The following is a 17,289-nucleotide window of genomic DNA, read 5'->3' on the forward strand; positions in this document are numbered from 1 at the left end:
AGACGGTGCTGACGGCGGCGATGCTCGACCGCCTGCTGCACCACGCGACCGTCGTGCAGATCAGCGGCGAGAGCTATCGGCTGAAGGACAAGCGCCGGGCAGGCGTGATGGCGAAGAAGGAAAGCCGTTGAGAGGCGCCGCCCGGGGTGGGGCGAGCCCCACCCCGGGCATCACATGGGTCAGGTTTCGATCGGCGACCCCACGCAAAGCGGGTCAGAATTCAACCGGCGTTGACAGGCCCGCTCAACCTGAACCTCGGCTCGCGCGAGGTGACGGTCGATGGCCGTGCCGTGCACCTGACCGGCAAGGAATACGCCATCCTGGAACTGCTCGCGCTGCGCAAGGGCGTGGTGATGACCAAGGAGGCCTTCCTGAACCACCTCTATGGCGGCATCGATGAACCGGAGGTGAAGATCATCGACGTCTTCATCTGCAAGCTGCGCAAGAAGCTCGCGCAGGCTGGCGCCACCGACCTGATCGGCACGGTCTGGGGGCGGGGCTATGTGCTGCGCGATCCATCCATGGGGCGCGGCGCCGCCTGGCAGCCGGGCAGTGCCGCCGCGACGGGCATGCCCGCCGTGCCGATGGACATGCGCGCGGCCTGATCCGCCACGCCGGCGGCCGCCGGGGCCGCCGGGCCGGGTGTCAGGCGAAGGTCAGCAGGCGGCGCGGGGTGTCCACCAGGATCTCGCGGATCTCGGCCTCGCTGAAGCCGCGCCGCCGCATCAGCGGCAGCACGGTGCGATGGATATGGGCGTAGCCCCAGCCGCCCCAGCGCGTCATGTGCGCGCGGTGGCAGATGTCGTGGCTGATGACCACCTGGCCGCGGTGCCCGCGGTCCAGCACCTTGCGGATGGCGCGCAGGCGGCCCGCGTCATTGGGCATGTCCACGTCCAGGTTGTGGACATAGAGGCTGCTCTCCTGGCCGAACAAATCCCATTCGAGCACCACGCCGGTATCCGCCAGGCGGAACAGCGCGTCGTCGTCCATGATGGTGCGGTCGATATGGTCCATGATGGTGCGCGACGGGTCGCCGCCGCGCGCGGCGATGAAATCCATCACCTCCTGCGGGCTGTCCTGGCGGCGGGCGGGGTGGATGGTCAGTGCCGCACCGGTCTCCTGCTGGGCGATCAGCGCGGCTTCCATCACCCGGCGCTCGAGCGGCGTCCAGGCTCCCTGGCAGCCGATCTCGCCGATCAGCCCGGCGCGCACTTGCGTGCCCCACATCCCTTCCTGCACCTGCGCCACCATCTCCGCGGCGAAGTCGTCGATGCTCCGCGTGTGGTTCTCGGGGAACTGGTAGTCCTCGACATAATGGCCGCACCCCATGACGATGTGGCAGCCGGTGGCCTGCGCCACCTGCACCAGCCCGTCCGGGTCGGGCGAGAGCCCGCCGATCGACAGTTCCACGATGGTCTCGCAGCCGGCCGCCACGGCCTCGGCCACCGCCTCGGTCGCAACCTCGACGCTAGGCTGCCAGGCGTTCGCGGGCGATGCGGCGGTCGAGCTGCTCATGCCCCAGTGGTTCGCCAGGCCTGGTTCCTCGCCCGGGTCGCGGTCGCGGATGGCGGGCGGTCGGATGTCCCAGATCAGGTGCTCGTGCATCAGGGTGCTGCCCAGCACCGCGGGATCGACCAGGCCCAGCACCGTCTGGGCCTTGCCCCGCATCTCGTCGCGCGTCAGCCGCGGCATCGCCCTCAGCCTCGCCGGATGTTCCACGGATAGGCGCCGGACCCCGGCACGAAGCCCGTCAGCCCGGTGCGATAGGCGGTCGAGATGAAGAACTGTCCGAGCGGCAGCACCGGCACGTTCTCGAAGGATTCGCGCTGGATCACGTCGGCCAGGCGCTTCTGCTCGGCCTCCGTCTCGGCGAGCAGCCACTGGGATGCGGCCTCCTCGACGCGCGGATTGTCGTACCAGCCGAACCAGCCGCGATCGCCCTGTCCGCGCAGCGTGGCGTTGACCGCGGGGTTGATGATGGACACGCCCGGCCACCAGGTGTGGAAGATCGACCACCCGCCGCGCTCGGGCGGTTCCTTGCTGGCGCGGCGCTGCACCACGGATCCCCAGTCGGTCTCGACCAGGTCCACGTTCATGCCGACCCGCTTCAGCAGGTCCGCCATGATCTGGCCGAAGGGGCCGATGGTCGGGAAGTCGGTCGGGTTGATGATGACGACCTTCTCGTTGTTGTAGCCCGCCGCGCGGATCGCGGCGCGCACGGCGTCGAGGTCACGCGGACCCTGCATCGCGGTGTTCGCGGCGGTGCTCTCATAGGTCGTGCCGCAGGGCCACATCGACAGGCACTGCTTGAAGGCCGAGGGGTCGTTGCCGGTGACGCCACGCAGGAAATCCTCCTGCGTGATCGCACCCAGCAGCGCGCGGCGGATGGCCGGATTGTTGAAGGGTGCGTGCAAGTGGTTGAAGCGCGCCACGCCGATGTAGCCGAGCGTATTCAGCACCGCGACCTCGACCCCGCGCGTGCGGCGCAGGCGCGGCGCGAGGTCGGCGTTGATCTGCTCCCACCAGTCGATCTCGCCCGCCTGCAGCGCCGCCGAAGCGGTCGCGCTGTCGGGCATGATGGTCCATTCGACACGGTCGAAGTTTGCGACCTTGCCCCCGGCGGTTCGCGAGGCCGCTTCCTGCCGCGGCACGTAGCCGTCGAACTTCGCGTAGGCGACGCGCGAGCCCGAGACATACTCGTCGCGCAGGAAGCGGAAGGGGCCGGAGCCGATCACCTCGGTCACCTGCTGGAAGGGGTCGGTGCGCGCCAGGCGCTCGGGCATCATGAAGGGCACCACGGCCGCGGGCTTGGCGAGCGCCTCGAGCAGCAGCGGGAAGCGCGACTTCAGGCGGATGCGGATGGTGCGGTCATCCGCCGCCTCGAAGGCATCGACCACGGCGCCGAGCGACTGGCCGAAGGTGTCGCGCCGCGACCATCGTGCCAGGGAGGGCGCGCAGTCCTGCGCGCTCACCGGCTCGCCATCGTGGAAGCGCAGCCCTTCGCGCAGGCGGATCGACCAGGTGAGCCCGTCGTCGGATACCGTGTGTCCCTCGGCCATCTGCGGCTGCACGCGCAGGTCGTCGGTCATGCCATACAGCGTGTCGTAGACCGTCCAGCCATGGTTCTCGGTGACCGCGGCGGTGGTCCAGATCGGGTCGAGCGAGGTGAGGTTGGCCTGCGGCACGAAGCGCAGCGTGCGCGCCCGCGCGTTCTGCGCGAGCGCCGGCGCGGCGGGCAGCGACGCGGCGGCAGCGAGGAAGGACCGACGGCGCATGGGGGTGTCTCCTGCTGGTCGTCCCGCCGGCGGGCGGGCGCACACGAGAGTGACACCGGCGCCATCCCCGCGACAAGGCGGCCGGGCGGCGCGCCCCCCTACATCGAGGATGTCACCGCCGGGGCCAGCGCCGCGAGCTTGCCGGCCGGGTGCGACGGGTTGCGGAAGCGCAGCTCGCCATCCTCCGCCGCATCGGGCGGCGCCATGCCGAACATTTCCATGCGCGAGGCGCAGACCGCCGCGACCACGCGCCGCGCCGCGGTCTCGGTCAGGAAGCGGCGCGTGGCGCCTTCCAGCTCCAGCGTCTCGCGCAGGGACCGCCATTCGCCGCGGTCGAGGTCATCGACGAACATCGCGAGGATGCCCGGCGCCGCACCCGTGAGCCGGCTTTCCGCGGCGAGGCGCATGCGCCCGACCACCGCCTCGGCCACCGCGTTCTCACGCCCCGCGCGTGCCGCCATGACGAAGACCGACCCGCCGGCGGGGTCGCCGGTGACGGCGAGGTGCGCCTCCGGCCCGAACTGGGCGCGCAGGCTGCGCGGCAGAGTGGCGCCGGCCTGCGCCCCGGCCAGCACCAGCGGGTCGAGCTTCAGCACGGCGTCGGCGCTGGCATCCTGCCGCCGCTGCTCGGCCAGCAGGGCCATGATGCGGCCCTGCAGCTCGACCGCCTTGTCGGGGCCGGACAGGCCCTCGGGCAGCGTCATCTTGAGCAGGTAGCGGCCGGGATGGGCGGCAAGCCAGGTCTGCAGCTCCGGGTTCACGCGATCGACCAGCGCGCACCAGTCGCCGCGATGCACCGGGCGGCCGTCCTCGGCCGAGACGGTCTCGCAGGCGACCTCGGCGGCCACGCCCTCGCGCGTCACGCGCAGGTCGAAGGGGGCGTCCTCGGCGAGGCCGGCGAACTCCACGGCGAAACCGCGCGCGCGGAACAGCGCGGCGGTGCGCAGCAGGTGGAACAGCGGGATCAGCGTCGCCTCGCCGGTCAGGCCTTCCTGCACCAGGGCGCGCAGGCGGGCGCGCGGCGCCTCGGGCAGGCTGCGGGCCAGGCGCACGGCATCCTGCGCGAAGGCCAGCACGCGGCGTTCGGCCGGCGAAAGGCGCCCTGCCGCGCGCGGATCCGCCGCGCGGGCGAGCGTGAATTCCAGGGCATGGCGCTGCTGCGCGGCGCGACCGGACAGCGCGCCCGACTGGGTGCGACGCGTGAGGTCGGCCAGGCGCGCGGACCAGGCGCGGCCGCCGCACAGGCGGGCAAAGGCGGCCGGAACGGCAGTGTCGGGGGATGGGTCGGCAAGGGACATGGCGCGGCCTCACGTCTCACGGCGGCCCCGAATGGGGTCTGAGATCCGGCGCCGAGCGGGCGCCGGTCGATCAGGTCTGCCTATCCCAACCTCCGGCGGCGCTGCGCGGGGCCGCGCGGCCGGTGCCGGTCTTGATGCCGGTCAAGTCTCCTACTCCCGGCGATGGGGGGCGCGTCAAGCCGTTGATTGAGCGTTGGCGGGATGCGCGGTCCTGCGCCACCTCAAGGGCGGGCATGCGGCGCGCCCCGATGCTCCACGCGCGCCCAGTCGGGCCAGCCCCCGATACGGGAAGCCGGGCCGGCACGACCACCACGGCGAGGATGCGCGCATGCATGCGAGATGGCGGATAGCGGAACCGCCTCGCCGCATGCATCAGGATGCGCAGCGGGCCCATGGATCAGCCGACCCTGGATCGTGGCACCGGCACTGATGCACGCCGGGGCCAGCCAGGGAGCCTACGCCGAATCATGCCGTGCCGTGCCGCGAGAGAGGGGCGCGCGGCGGCAGCGCCTCGCGGGCCGCAGCATGCACCGGACGGCAATCTTTGCGGCGCAGGCTACGGCAATGCGCAAGATGCTGCTGCTTGTCCTGCTGGCCGCCGCCCCCGCCCCCGCCGCCGCCCAGGCCCCGCCCGCCTGCACCACCGAGACCGAGGGCCAGACGGCCTGCCTTGCCGGCAAGCTGTGCGAATGCCGCTTCGAGCGCGGCGGCCAGCTGACCGGCCGGCCCGACCGATTCGCGTGGGATTGCGGCGTGATGCGCCCGATCTGCCCGCCCGACCCGACCATCCAGCCCGCGCAGCCCTGGCCGGTGCCGGGCGGCGTGTGGATTGCCCCGCGCGGCCCGCGCCCCTGACGCAGCGGCAGCGCGGCGCGTCGCCGGCGCAGCACCCGCTGCTGCCGTGGCGCGGTGCACGGAGATGGCGCTGCCGCACGGCGTTGGTCGGCGGCCCCGCGAGGACGCCGAAACGCCGACAAGATGCCGTCGCGGGATTGGCGTTTCACGCGGCGTGCTCACTTGTGTGGTGCGGGGTGGCGCGACTATGGTCCGCCCGCGTCCGGTCCATCGGCGGGCGCGCATGTTTCAGGCGTGGCGGCGCGGTCAACGCGCCCGGGGAATGGTGATGCGGTTGAGCGATGCGAAGCGCCTCTGGGCGGCAATGCTCGGTCTGGTCCTGGCCATGGCGGCCGGGCCGGCCCTGGCGCAAGGCATGGTGGGCGCGCCGGCGCCCTGGGGCGTGGGCCTGCAGCCGTCTGGCGGGATCATCAAGGACTGGATCAGCAGCTTCAACAGCCTGGTCTTCGCCATCATCGTCGCGATCACGGTCTTCGTTCTCGCGCTCCTGGCCTATTGCGTGTGGCGCTTCCGTGCCGAGGTGCACCCGACGCCGTCCAAGGTCAGCCACAACACGCTTCTGGAAGTGGCCTGGACGGTGGTGCCCGTCCTGATCCTCGTGGTCATCGCCATTCCGTCGTTCCAGCTGATCTACAAGCAGGACCGTGCGCCGGATCCGGGGCTGACCATCAGCGTTCAGGGGCGCCAGTGGTACTGGAACTACACCTATCCGGACCACGGCAACTTCAACTTCGACAGCTACCCCCTGGCGGAGGACCAGCTGCCGCCGGAGCGCCGCCACCTGTACCGCCTGGCGGTCGACAACGAACTGGTGATCCCGGTCGGCGTGGACGTCCGGGTGCTGACCACCGGCTACGACGTGATCCATTCCTTCTTCGTGCCGGCGCTCGGCATCCAGAAATACACGATCCCGGGCCGCGCGCTCGAGACCTGGATGCGCGCCGACCGCGAGGGCGTGTTCTACGGCCAGTGCAACCAGATCTGCGGCACCAACCACTGGTTCATGCCGATCGCGGTGCGTGCCGTGCCGCAGGCAGAATTCGAGACATGGGTGGCGCAGGCGCGCACGCGCTTCGCCCGCGCCGACGACGCGCCCGCCCCCGCGCAGGCCGCCGCCCCCGAGCAGACCGACAGCCTTCAGATCGCGGAGGCGCGCCGCTGAGGCGCGACCGATGAGGACAGACATGGCCACCGCAACCGACGCGCATCACGACCACCACGACCACAAGCCCGGTTTCGTCAACCGCTGGCTGTTCTCGACCAACCACAAGGATATCGGGACGCTCTACATCATCTTCGCGCTCTTCGCGGGGGTGATCGGCGTCGGCCTGTCCGTGCTGATGCGCATCGAGCTGCAGCACCCGGGGATGCAGATCTTCTCCGATGGCCAGATGTGGAACACCTTCGTGTCGGCCCACGGGCTGATCATGGTGTTCTTCGTGGTCATGCCGGCGCTGATCGGCGGCTTCGGCAACTGGTTCGTGCCGTTGATGATCGGCGCGCCGGACATGGCCTTCCCGCGCATGAACAACATCAGCTTCTGGCTGCTGGTGCCGGCCTTCCTGCTGCTCGGCGCCTCGCTGTTCGTCGGGGAAGGGCCGGGGGCGGGCTGGACGATCTATCCGCCGCTGTCCTCGAATCAGTTCCACCCCTCCATGGCGATGGACCTGGCGCTGTTCTCGCTGCATCTGGCGGGTGCGTCGTCGATCATGGGCGCGGCCAACTTCATCACCACCATCCTGAACATGCGCGCGCCGGGCATGACCCTGCACAAGATGCCGCTGTTCGTGTGGTCGATGCTGGTCACCGCCTTCCTGCTGCTGCTGGCGGTGCCGGTGCTGGCGGGTGCCATCACCATGCTCATCACCGACCGCAACTTCGGCACGGCCTTCTTCAAGCCCGAGGGCGGCGGCGACCCGGTGCTGTTCCAGCACCTGTTCTGGTTCTTCGGCCACCCCGAAGTCTACATCATGATCCTGCCGGGCTTCGGCATCATCAGCCACGTGGTCAGCACCTTCAGCCGCAAGCCCGTCTTCGGCTACCTCGGCATGGCCTACGCCATGGTGGCGATCGGCTTCGTCGGCTTCGTGGTGTGGGCGCACCACATGTTCCAGTCCGGCATGGACGTGGACACCCGCGCCTACTTCATGGCCGCGACGCTCGTCATCGCCGTGCCCACCGGCATCAAGATCTTCTCCTGGATCGCAACGATGTGGGGCGGGTCGATCGAGCTGAAGACGCCGATGCTGTTTGCCATCGGCTTCATCTTCCTGTTCACCGTGGGCGGCGTGACCGGCGTGGTGCTGGCCAACGCGCCGATCACCCAGATCCTGCACAACACCTACTACGTAGTGGCGCATTTCCACTACGTGCTGTCGCTCGGCGCCGTGTTCAGCATCTATGCCGGCTTCTACTACTGGATCGGCAAGATGAGCGGCCGGCAGTACCCGGAGTACTGGGGCAAGGTGCATTTTTGGCTGACCTTCGTCGGCGTGAACCTGACCTTCTTCCCGATGCACTTCTCGGGCAACCAGGGCATGCCGCGCCGCTACCCTGACTATCCGGAGGCGCTGACGGCGTGGAACTTCATCGCTTCGGTCGGGTCCTACATCTCGGCGGCGTCGCTCATCCTGTTCCTCTACGTGGTCTGGCTGACCTTCCGCACCGGCGAGAAGGCTGCGGCCAACCCGTGGGGTCCGGGGGCGACCACGCTGGAATGGCAGGTCTCCTCGCCGCCGCCCTTCCACTCCTTCGACGAGCTGCCGCGCGTCCGCTGAGGGCGCTCGGCCCAACGGAGCCGCCATGAGCGACACCGCGCTGGAACCGGGACAGGGGGGCGCCGCCCCCCTTCCTGCGTCGCATGACATGTCGGAGGTGCGCGACTGGATCGCGCTGCTGAAGCCCCGCGTCATGACGCTCGTGGTCTTCTCGGGCGTGGTCGGGCTGCTGGTCGCGCCCGGTGCGCTCGCGATGCCGCCGGTGCTGGCGGTGACGGCCATCCTGTGCATCGCCGTGGCCTCGGGCGCCGCGGGTGCCATCAACATGTGGTTCGACCGCGACATCGACGCGGTGATGCGCCGCACGGCGAAGCGGCCCATCCCCGACGGGCGCATCGCGCCGCGCGCGGCGCTCGCCTTCGGCATCTGGCTTGCGGTCGGCTCGGTCACCGTGATGTGGATGGCGACCAACCTGGCGGCGGCCGCGATCCTGGCGCTGTCCATCGCTTTCTACGTCTTCGTCTACACAATGTGGCTGAAGCGGCGCACGCCACAGAACATCGTCATCGGGGGCGCGGCCGGCGCCTTCCCGCCGGTGATCGGCTGGGCTGCGGTGACGGGCGATGTCACGCTGGTGCCGATCATCCTGTTTGCCATCGTCTTCGCCTGGACGCCGCCGCATTTCTGGGCGCTGTCGCTCTGGGCGCATGACGACTACGCGCGCGCCGGCGTGCCCATGCTGCCGGTGACCGCCGGCGCGCGGGAGACCCGCCGCCAGATCATGTTCTACACCGTGCTGCTGGCGCCGCTCGGCCTCGCACCCTGGCTGGTCGGCTTCGCCGGGCCGGCCTATGCGGCGGTGGCGGCCGTGCTGGGCGCGATGTTCCTGCGCCATGCGTTGGCGGTTCTACGCGACGCGCAGGACGAGGCCGGGCGCAGCCTGACGCGGGACGCGCCGGCCAAGGCCTGCTTCCGCTTCTCGCTGTATTACCTGTTCGTGCTGTTCGGCGCGCTGGCGCTCGACCGGCTGGTGCTTGGCGCATGACGCCCGAGGAGCTCGCCCTGTTCCACAAGCGCCGGCGCGGGCGCAACATCGCCATCCTGCTGGTGCTGGTGGGGATGTCGGTGCTGTTCTACTTCGTCGGCATGGCGCGGATCCTGCGCGGATGAGCGACCTGCGCCAGCGCAACCGCCGACTGGGTTTGGTCATGGGCGGCGTGGCCGCCGGCATGGTTGGCCTGTCCTTCGCCGCGGTACCGCTCTATGACCTGTTCTGCCGCGTGACGGGCTACAACGGCACGGTGCAGCGCGGGCTTGCCGCGCCGGGGGCGACCGATCGAAGCATCACGGTGCGCTTCGCCGCGCAGACCGACCGCTCCCTGCCCTGGCACTTCCAGGCCGAACAGACGTCCATGACGGTGCACCTTGGCGAGGAAGGCCTTGCCTTCTACACCGCCGCGAACCGCGCCGAGACGCCGGTCACCGGCATTTCCGTCTATAACGTCACGCCGGAGAAGGTCGGGCGCTACTTCCACAAGGTCGCGTGCTTCTGCTTCGACGAGCAGACGCTCGCCCCCGGCCAGCGCGTGGACATGCCGGTCTCCTTCTGGGTGGATCCGCGCATCGCGGAGGACCCCAACACGCGCGACGTCACCACCATCACGCTGTCCTACACCTTCTACCGCACCATCGAGGACGCGCAGCGCGCCGGCGCGCTGGCCAATGCGGGGCCGCATGTCGGCCGGGCGGGGGCGCGCACCAACTGAGCCGGTCCCGCGCGCGGCGCCGCCGCGCGGGACCGTCCGATCATGCCGCCGGCGGGCTTGATCCGCCCTGGCTTTTCGGGATTGATGCGGCGCGAAACGGGCGGGGGCGTCTCTCCCCTGCGCAGGATCCGAGGTCCAGGAATTCCGATGGCCAGCACCACCCAGGCCGAGGCGCCCCACGGCGACGCGGCGCCTCACTACAAGCACCCCTATCACCTGGTCGATCCGTCGCCCTGGCCGCTGACCGGCGCCTTCGGCGGAGGCGCGCTGGTGCTCGGCATCATCCTCTGGGCGCATTCGTCGGTAACCTGGGTGTTCTGGCTCGGCCTCGCGATGGTGCTCGGCACCATGTTCATGTGGTGGCGCGACGTCCTGAAGGAGAGCGCGACGCCCGGCCTGCACTCGCCGATCGTGCGCATCGGCCTGCGCTACGGCATGGCGCTGTTCATCGCCTCCGAGGTGATGTTCTTCGTCGCGTTCTTCTGGGCGTATTTCCACTTCGCGCTCTATCCGGAGCACGTCTCGGGCGCTGCCGCGCCGCCGATCTGGCCGCCGCGCGGGATCGAGACCTTCGACCCCTGGGGCCTGCCCTTCCTCAACACCATGATCCTGCTGCTGTCGGGCTGCACGGTCACCTGGGCGCATGCGGCGCTGATCCAGAACGATCGCAAGGCGCTGATCCAGGGCCTGGCGCTGACGGTGATGCTCGGCATCCTGTTCACCACGCTGCAGGCGTGGGAATACTCCCTGGCGCCGTTCAAGTTCGCGGGCGGCGGGGTCTATTCCTCGACCTTCTTCCTCGCCACCGGCTTCCACGGCTTCCACGTGATGGTGGGCACCACCTTCCTCGCCGTCTGCCTGTTCCGCGCCATGAAGGGGCACTTCACGCCCGAGAGGCATTTCGGCTTCGAGGCCGCGGCCTGGTACTGGCACTTCGTGGACGTGGTGTGGTTGTTCCTGTTCGTCTGCATCTACTGGTGGGGCGCCGGCGTCATCGCAGCGCACTGATGTGACCTCGAGCGACGGCACCGCCAACCGGCGGCCTGGCTTACGCGCCACGCGCTGGCGCGTAGGCGGCGCCTGCCAGGCGGGGCACGGTCGCGCCGCGCGCTCCCGGCCCGAGGCTGCGCCTCGGGCCGTATCCGTTTGGCGAGGTCCCGCATGACGACCGAGGCACCGCTCTGGAAGGTTGCGCTGCTCGGGCGCTGCCCGCGCTGCGGGCAGGGGGCCCTGTTCCGCGGCCTGCTCGATATACGCGACACTTGCGACTCCTGCGGCCTCGACCTGCGCGCCCATGACGCTGGCGACGGGCCGGCGGTGGCGGGCATCTTCGTCATCGGCGCGCTGACCGTCGGCCTCGCCATCTGGGTCGATGTTCGCTTCGCGCCGCCGCTCTGGGTCCATGCCGTGCTGTGGCCGGCGATCGTGCTGCCGCTGTCGGTCATCACCATGCGCGTGGCCAAGGCGGCGCTGGCGGCGCTGCAATGGCGCCATCGCCGCGATCCCTCGCCGCCGGACGCGGGCTGACAGCCAATGCAGGCGCCGGATGCCGGGTCTGCGCATCGTCCTTGCCCTGGCGGGCGCCATCGTCGCCTGCCCCCTGGCCTTCACCTTCGAGGCCGAGGCCGGCTGGATGCCCGGACTCGCCGCCACCGGGGCCATGCTCGGCTGGGTGCTGGGCGGCCTGCGGCCGGACCCTGGCCAGGACCGCTACGAAGGCGGCGACGGCTGACCCGGTCGCGGTCTTCCGGCCGCGCGGCGCAGCGCCTATAGCCCGGGCCATGGCCCGGCTGCGCCCCATCCTGATTCCCCTGCTCGTGGTGCTGCCGGTGATGGCGGCGCTGCTCGGCCTGGGCACCTGGCAGGCGCAACGCCTGACCTGGAAGGCGGGCATCCTGGCCCGAATCGATGCCGCCGAGGCCGGCCCCGCCACGCCGCTGCCGCCCGATCCGCTGCCCTTCAGCCGCGTCGAGGCCGCCGGGCGCTTCGACCATGGGCGGGAGGCGCTGGTCGGGCTCGAGGTGCGCGGCGCCACGCTCGGCGCGCGGCTGGTCACGCCGCTGCTGCGCGACGGCGCGCCTGCGGTGCTGGTCGATCGCGGCTGGGTGCCGCTCGAACCCCGCGGGCCGATCGACCGGCCGGAGGGTGCGGTGCGCGTCACCGCCTGGGTCCGCCCGGCCGAGCGCATCGGGATGTTCTCTGCCACCGACGACGCGGCGGCGCGGCGCTTCTACACCTTCGACCCGGCGGCGATCGCGGCCGCGATCGGGCTTGCGCCGGCCTACCCCTTCGCGCTGGTGGCGCTGGGCGAGGGCCGCGCCCTGCCCGATCCCGACCGGCGGATGCCGCGCCCCTCGAACAACCACCTGGGCTATGCCATCACCTGGTACGGCCTGGCCGTCGCGCTCGCCGGGGTGTTCCTGGCCTGGGCGCGGCGGCGGCTGAAGGACGGAATACGCGATGCACAACCCCGCCTATGAGCGCCTCAAGGCCCGCTTCGCGCGCATTGCCGCGCTGGGCGAGGCCGCCGCCATGCTGCACTGGGACGCCTCGGCCATGATGCCGCCGGGCGGCGGTGCGGCGCGCGGGGAGCAGCTCGCCGCGCTGGCCGGCCTGTCGCACGAATTGCTGACCGCGCCCGTGGTCGCCGAGGACCTCGAGATCGCGCGCGGCGAAGGCCTGTGGGAGGAGGCGAACCTGGCGCTGATGGTGCGCGCCCATGCCCGCGCCACCGCCCTGCCGACCGAGCTGGTGGAAGCCACCGCGCGCGCCAATTCGGCCTGCGAGAAGATCTGGCGCGAGGCCAAGGCGCAGGCCGACTTCGCCCGCGTTGCGCCGGCGCTGGCCGAGGTCGTGCGCCTGCAGCGCGAGACCGCGCAGGCGCTCGCCGCCGCGCTGTCGATGGACCCCTATGACGCGCTGATGGATGGCTACCAGCGCGGCGTCACCGCCGCCGATGTCGAACCTGTCTTCGCCGCCTACGAGGCCTTCCTGGCCGATGCGCTGCCGCGCGCCGAGGCGATCCAGGCCGCGCGGCCCGCGCCGGTGCCGCTGCCCGGTCCGTTCCCGGTGCCGGTGCAGCGCGAATTGTGCCGGCGGCTCTCGGCGCGCATCGGGCTCGACTACGACCACGCGCGCCTCGATGAATCGCTGCATCCCTTCTGCGGCGGCACGCCGACCGATGTGCGCATCACCACCTTCTACGACGAGCACGATGTCGCGAAGGCGCTGCTCGGCGTGCTGCACGAGACCGGCCACGCGCTGTACGAACGCGGCCTGCCGCAGGCCTTCGCGCGCCAGCCGGTGGGCGAGGCGGCAGGCATGGCCGCGCATGAATCGCAGTCGCTGATCGTCGAGATGCAGGCCTGCCGGTCGGATGCCTTCCTGCGCTTCCTCGGGGGCGAGCTGCGCAAGGCCTTCGGCGGCGATGCGGCGGCCTACGCGGCCCCGAACCTGGCGTCGCAGTGGCGGCGCGTGGCGCGCGGCTTCATCCGCGTCGATGCCGACGAGATCACCTATCCCGCGCATGTGATCCTGCGCTTCCGGCTCGAGCGCGCGATGATCCAGGGCACGCTCGAGGTCAGTGACCTGCCGGGTGCCTGGAACGAGGGTCTGCAGCGCATGCTCGGCATCACGCCGCCCGATGACGCGAAGGGCTGCCTGCAGGACATCCACTGGCACGACGGCGCCTTCGGCTACTTCCCGTCCTACACGCTGGGGGCGATGGCGGCGGCGCAGCTGATGAAGGCGGCGCGCGCGGCGGAGCCGGGTCTCGATGCCGCACTCGCGCAGGGGGACATGGCGCCGCTGCTGTCCTGGCTGCGCGTGCATGTGCATGGCAAGGGATCGCTGCTGGGCTTCCAGGACCTGCTGCGCGCGGCGACGGGCAAGCCGCTCGACCCGCAGGACTTCATGGACCACCTGCGGGCACGCTACCTGGATGCCTGACGCGCTGGAGGCGCTGCGCTTCCGCTTCGCACCGAGCGGCATCCGCCTGCCGGACCTGCCGCCCGCGCTCTCCGATGCGCCCTCCGTGGTGGCGATGTCGCTGCCCAAGGCGGGATCGACGCTGCTGTTCGCGCTGCTGCAGGATCTCGCGCCGCAGGCGGGCCTCGCGTATGTCTCGCTGCAGGACTTCTTCTTCATCAACGGGCTTCGCCTGACCGAGCAGCCGCATGAGGCCGGCACGCTGTTCCGCCCGCGCGGCTATTGCTACGGCGGCTTCCGCGGCCCGCCGCCCTATGCCATCCCGATCCTGGGGGCGGCGCGCTGCGTGGTGCTGGTGCGCGATCCGCGCGACATGGCGGTCTCGCACTGGTACTCGATCACGCAGAGCCATGTGGTTCCCAAGGCCGAGCAGGGCGAGCACTTCATGGCGAAGGCGCGCAGCCAGGCGCTGGAGCGGGGCAAGGATGCGCATGTGCTGCAGGCCGCGCGCGGGCTCGATGCGCAATACGACCGGCTGCTCGGCAGCGGCATCATGCACGGATCCCAGACCGCCGTTTTCCGCTACGAGGACGTGATCTTCCGCAAGCGCGAATGGGTGGAGGCGATCTGCGCCTGGTTCGGCTGGGCCATCCCGCAGGAGGCGCGGGATCGCATCGCCGACCGCCACGACGTGCGCCCCGCCAGGCCCGACCCGTCCGCGCATATCCGCCAGGTCGCACCGGGGAACCACCGGGAGGAGCTGGGCGAGAAGCAGCGCGCGCAGATCGACCGCATCCTGGCGCGCTGGCTTACGATGTTCGGCTACGCCTGATCAGGCCGCGGCGCGGATGAAGGCCGCGGCGCGTTCCGCCACCAGCATGACCGCCGGCTGGATGTTGGGCGAGGGGATGAGCGGGAAGGCCGAGGCATCCGCCACGCGCAGCCCGTCGATCCCGCGCAGGCGCAGCTGCGGATCGAGCACGCTGCCCATCGCCGCCGTGCCGCAGGGGTGGAAGACGGTGCCGGCGGTGGCGCGGATGTTCTGCAGGATCGCCTCGTCGGTCGTGGCCTCCGGGCCGGGGCGCAGCTCCTCCTTGATCAGCGCGGCGAGCGGGCCCTGCTGCGCGATGCGCCGGCCGAGCCGCGCGGCGCCCAGCATGACGCGCACGTCGTTCGGATGGTCGAGGTAGTTGGCGCGGATGCCGGGCTTCTCGCGTACGTCCGGGGATTTCAGGAAGACCTCGCCGCGGCTGTCCGGCCGGCAGGCGCCGTAGTTGAACATGAAGCCGGGAAAGTCCTGCAGGCCCTTCATGTAGTCGAAGGTCGAGAAGTTCACGAAGAGGAACTGCACCTCCGCTTCCTCGGCGCCGGGTGTGACGCGCGCGAAGGCATTCGCCTCGCCGGCGCCGATCGCGAGCGGGCCCGAGCGCGAGAGCAGGTAGTCGAGGCCCATCTTCGCCTTCCGCAGCGGCGACTGCAGGATCTCGTTCAGCGTGCCGCAGGGCTTCGAGCGGTAGATGAACTTCGCGATGAGGTGGTCCTGCAGGTTGCGCCCGACGCCCGGGCTGTGATGCACCACCGGGATGCCGAGGCCCTGCAGCGCCGCGCCGTCGCCGATGCCCGAGAGCATCAGCAGCTTCGGCGTCTCGATCGCGCCGGCCGAGCAGACGATCTCGCGCGCAGCGCGGAAGGTCACCTTCTGGCCGTTCTGCAGCGCCTCCACGGCAACGGCGCGGCCGGCCTCGACCACGATGCGCGTGGCGAGCACGCCGGTCTCGATGCGCAGGTTGGGGCGCTTCATGGCGGGGCGCAGGTATTCCTTCGCGGTCGAGGAGCGCGTGCCGCCATTCACGTTGAGCTGCACGGGGCCGGCGCCGTCGATCGGCTGGCCGTTGTTCCAGTCGGCGTTGCGCGGCAGGCCGGCGGCGATGCAGGACTCCACGAAGGCGGCCGCAGCGGGGGCTAGCTTCCGCGGCTCGCGCACATGGATGGCGCCATCCGCGCCGCGCGAGGGATCGGGCGCGCCGTCCCAGTGCTCGATGCGGCGGAAGACGGGCTCGATATCCGCATAGGCCCAGCCGGTCGCGCCGGCCTGCGCCCAGCGGTCGTAGTCGTGCGGCGAGCCGCGCAGGAATACCAGGCCGTTCACGCTGCCTGACCCGCCCAGCACGCGCCCGCGCGGCCAGTGCATGCGGCGGTCGTCGAGGTTGGGTTCGGGCTCGGTCTCGTAGCGCCAATCGTACTTGCCGCTGCCATAGAGCTTCGCGTAGCCGGCCGGCAGGCTGATCCAGATGTCCCGATCGGGTGGCCCTGCTTCGAGCAGCAGGACGCGGCAGGATGCGTCCTCGCTCAGCCGTGCAGCGAGGATGCAGCCGGCCGAGCCGCCGCCGATGACGACGATGTCGGCAGCGGCGTCGCTGGCTGCGCTCACGGCTCCATGCGCACGCCGGTGCGCTCCACCACGCCCTTGAACTTCTCGAGCTCGGCGACGAAGAAGGCGCGCGTGTCGGCCGGCGTATTGGCGCGCGTCCAGGGCGTGATGCCGGCGACCAGGAAGCGGTCGTTGAGCTGCGGGTCGCGCAGCGCCTGGTTGATGGCGCGGTTCAGCGCCTCGGTCGCCGCCGCGGGCATGCGCGGCGGGCCCACCACCGAGAACCAGTTGCCGAGGTCGAAGCCAGGAATGCCGGATTCCGCGAGGGTCGGGATATCGGGGAAGGCGGGGAAGCGCTCGAGCCCGGTCAGCGCGATGCCGCGCACCCGGTTGTCGCGCACCTGCGCCGCGGCGGAGGCGAGCACCGCGACACCCCAGGCGGTCTCGCCGCGCGCGATGCTCTCGACCATCAGCCCGCCCGAGCGATAGGGCACATGCGCGAAGCGGCCGCCGAGGTTGAGCGAGACGGCGATCGCCTCGCCGGCGAAATGCGGAATGGAGCCGACGCCGGAGGAGGCATAGGGCATGTCGTCCTGCGGCCCGGCGCGCAGCTTCGCCACCGCTTCGGCCGCATTCGCCGCCGGGAAGTTGGGCTTCGCCACCAGGATCAGCGGCCCGTTCGCCACCATGCCGACATGGGTGAAGTCCTCGATCGGGTTGTAGCGCGTCCCACCCTGCATCGCGTTCGGGATCAGCACGTGGGACGACGCCTCGTTCAGCATCAGCACGTGCCCGTCGGCCGGTTGGCGGCGCAGCCATTCGGCCGCGACCGTGCCGGATGCGCCGGGGCGGTTCTCCACCACGATGCGCGCATTGGGGCCGAGGAAGCCCTGCATGCGGTCCGCCAGCAGCCGCGCCGTGATGTCGGTGGACCCGCCCGGCGCGAAGCCGCTGACCAGCGTGATGGTGCGGTCGGGGAAGGCCTGCGCGCGCGCCACGGCGGGGGCGGCAAGAACGGCGAGGGCGATCAGGCTGCGGCGTTGCATGAGGACATTTCCCAGGGCGGTTGTCGTTGGCCCC

General features: G+C 71.0%; 18 protein-coding genes and 1 pseudogene. 14 read left to right on the forward strand and 5 right to left on the reverse strand.

Going from position 1 to position 17,289, the window contains the following annotated elements; translation table 11 throughout:
- The coding region (locus HW578_RS04715; protein WP_232478676.1) for an ATP-binding protein at nucleotides 1–131 on the forward strand (131 nt) is incomplete at its 5' end.
- Between the two features lie 90 nt (nucleotides 132–221).
- Nucleotides 222–605, forward strand: a pseudogene (locus HW578_RS04720) (winged helix-turn-helix domain-containing protein); the annotation flags it as partial.
- A 40-nt stretch (nucleotides 606–645) separates the two neighbouring features.
- Here HW578_RS04720 and HW578_RS04725 read toward each other — a convergent pair.
- From HW578_RS04725 to HW578_RS04735, 3 genes are all read right to left on the reverse strand, one after another.
- Nucleotides 646–1,692, reverse strand: coding sequence for a phosphotriesterase family protein (locus HW578_RS04725; protein ID WP_198369391.1), 1,047 nt, complete (start codon nucleotides 1,690–1,692; stop codon nucleotides 646–648).
- A 5-nt stretch (nucleotides 1,693–1,697) separates the two neighbouring features.
- The gene (locus HW578_RS04730; protein WP_198369392.1) at nucleotides 1,698–3,275 is read right to left on the reverse strand and encodes an ABC transporter substrate-binding protein; all 1,578 of its coding nucleotides are present in this window, start codon (nucleotides 3,273–3,275) and stop codon (nucleotides 1,698–1,700) included.
- Between the two features lie 98 nt (nucleotides 3,276–3,373).
- Nucleotides 3,374–4,573 carry a hypothetical protein gene (locus tag HW578_RS04735; RefSeq protein WP_198369393.1) on the reverse strand — a complete coding sequence of 400 codons (1,200 nt, stop codon included), beginning with the start codon at nucleotides 4,571–4,573 and terminating at the stop codon, nucleotides 3,374–3,376.
- Nucleotides 4,574–5,137: 564 nt separating this feature from the next.
- Here HW578_RS04735 and HW578_RS04740 point away from each other — a divergent pair.
- The 12 genes from HW578_RS04740 to HW578_RS04790 all read left to right on the forward strand — a co-directional run bounded on the left by HW578_RS04740 (nucleotide 5,138) and on the right by HW578_RS04790 (nucleotide 14,670).
- Nucleotides 5,138–5,428, forward strand: a complete 291-nt coding sequence (locus tag HW578_RS04740; protein WP_232478674.1) for a hypothetical protein — start codon at nucleotides 5,138–5,140, stop codon at nucleotides 5,426–5,428.
- A 268-nt stretch (nucleotides 5,429–5,696) separates the two neighbouring features.
- Nucleotides 5,697–6,590, forward strand: a complete 894-nt coding sequence (gene coxB, locus HW578_RS04745) for a cytochrome c oxidase subunit II (protein ID WP_198369395.1) — start codon at nucleotides 5,697–5,699, stop codon at nucleotides 6,588–6,590.
- A 22-nt stretch (nucleotides 6,591–6,612) separates the two neighbouring features.
- Nucleotides 6,613–8,205, forward strand: coding sequence for a cytochrome c oxidase subunit I (gene ctaD / locus HW578_RS04750; protein ID WP_198369396.1), 1,593 nt, complete (start codon nucleotides 6,613–6,615; stop codon nucleotides 8,203–8,205).
- 25 nt (nucleotides 8,206–8,230) lie between these two features.
- The gene (locus HW578_RS04755; RefSeq protein WP_198369397.1) at nucleotides 8,231–9,190 is read left to right on the forward strand and encodes a heme o synthase; all 960 of its coding nucleotides are present in this window, start codon (nucleotides 8,231–8,233) and stop codon (nucleotides 9,188–9,190) included.
- Nucleotides 9,187–9,315: a hypothetical protein gene (locus tag HW578_RS28180; RefSeq protein ID WP_255528965.1), complete on the forward strand. Its 129-nt coding sequence runs from the start codon at nucleotides 9,187–9,189 to the stop codon at nucleotides 9,313–9,315. The genes HW578_RS04755 and HW578_RS28180 overlap by 4 nt, the downstream gene beginning before the upstream one ends.
- Nucleotides 9,312–9,911 carry a cytochrome c oxidase assembly protein gene (locus HW578_RS04760; RefSeq protein WP_198369398.1) on the forward strand — a complete coding sequence of 200 codons (600 nt, stop codon included), beginning with the start codon at nucleotides 9,312–9,314 and terminating at the stop codon, nucleotides 9,909–9,911. The genes HW578_RS28180 and HW578_RS04760 overlap by 4 nt, the downstream gene beginning before the upstream one ends.
- 147 nt (nucleotides 9,912–10,058) lie before the next feature.
- Nucleotides 10,059–10,919: a cytochrome c oxidase subunit 3 gene (locus HW578_RS04765; protein WP_198369399.1), complete on the forward strand. Its 861-nt coding sequence runs from the start codon at nucleotides 10,059–10,061 to the stop codon at nucleotides 10,917–10,919.
- Between the two features lie 153 nt (nucleotides 10,920–11,072).
- Nucleotides 11,073–11,438: a DUF983 domain-containing protein gene (locus HW578_RS04770; RefSeq protein WP_198369400.1), complete on the forward strand. Its 366-nt coding sequence runs from the start codon at nucleotides 11,073–11,075 to the stop codon at nucleotides 11,436–11,438.
- Nucleotides 11,439–11,457: 19 nt separating this feature from the next.
- Nucleotides 11,458–11,643, forward strand: coding sequence for a hypothetical protein (locus HW578_RS04775; protein ID WP_198369401.1), 186 nt, complete (start codon nucleotides 11,458–11,460; stop codon nucleotides 11,641–11,643).
- 49 nt (nucleotides 11,644–11,692) lie between these two features.
- The gene (locus HW578_RS04780) at nucleotides 11,693–12,391 is read left to right on the forward strand and encodes an SURF1 family protein (protein WP_198369402.1); all 699 of its coding nucleotides are present in this window, start codon (nucleotides 11,693–11,695) and stop codon (nucleotides 12,389–12,391) included.
- The gene (locus tag HW578_RS04785; RefSeq protein WP_198369403.1) at nucleotides 12,372–13,859 is read left to right on the forward strand and encodes a carboxypeptidase M32; all 1,488 of its coding nucleotides are present in this window, start codon (nucleotides 12,372–12,374) and stop codon (nucleotides 13,857–13,859) included. Before HW578_RS04780 ends, HW578_RS04785 begins: the two co-directional genes overlap by 20 nt.
- Nucleotides 13,852–14,670, forward strand: a complete 819-nt coding sequence (locus tag HW578_RS04790) for a sulfotransferase domain-containing protein (protein ID WP_198369404.1) — start codon at nucleotides 13,852–13,854, stop codon at nucleotides 14,668–14,670. Before HW578_RS04785 ends, HW578_RS04790 begins: the two co-directional genes overlap by 8 nt.
- Here the strand turns inward: HW578_RS04790 and HW578_RS04795 are convergent, their stop codons facing one another.
- On the reverse strand, nucleotides 14,671–16,269 hold the full coding sequence (locus HW578_RS04795) for a GMC family oxidoreductase (RefSeq protein WP_198369405.1): 1,599 nt from the start codon (nucleotides 16,267–16,269) through the stop codon (nucleotides 14,671–14,673).
- Entirely contained in the window at nucleotides 16,266–17,255 is a 990-nt protein-coding gene (locus HW578_RS04800) for a Bug family tripartite tricarboxylate transporter substrate binding protein (RefSeq protein ID WP_198369406.1), read from the reverse strand. The genes HW578_RS04795 and HW578_RS04800 overlap by 4 nt, the downstream gene beginning before the upstream one ends.
- Nucleotides 17,256–17,289: the final 34 nt, after the last annotated feature.

Origin of the sequence: Roseomonas rosulenta, from assembly GCF_016106005.1 — a bacterium.
GTDB lineage: Bacteria > Pseudomonadota > Alphaproteobacteria > Acetobacterales > Acetobacteraceae > Neoroseomonas > Neoroseomonas rosulenta.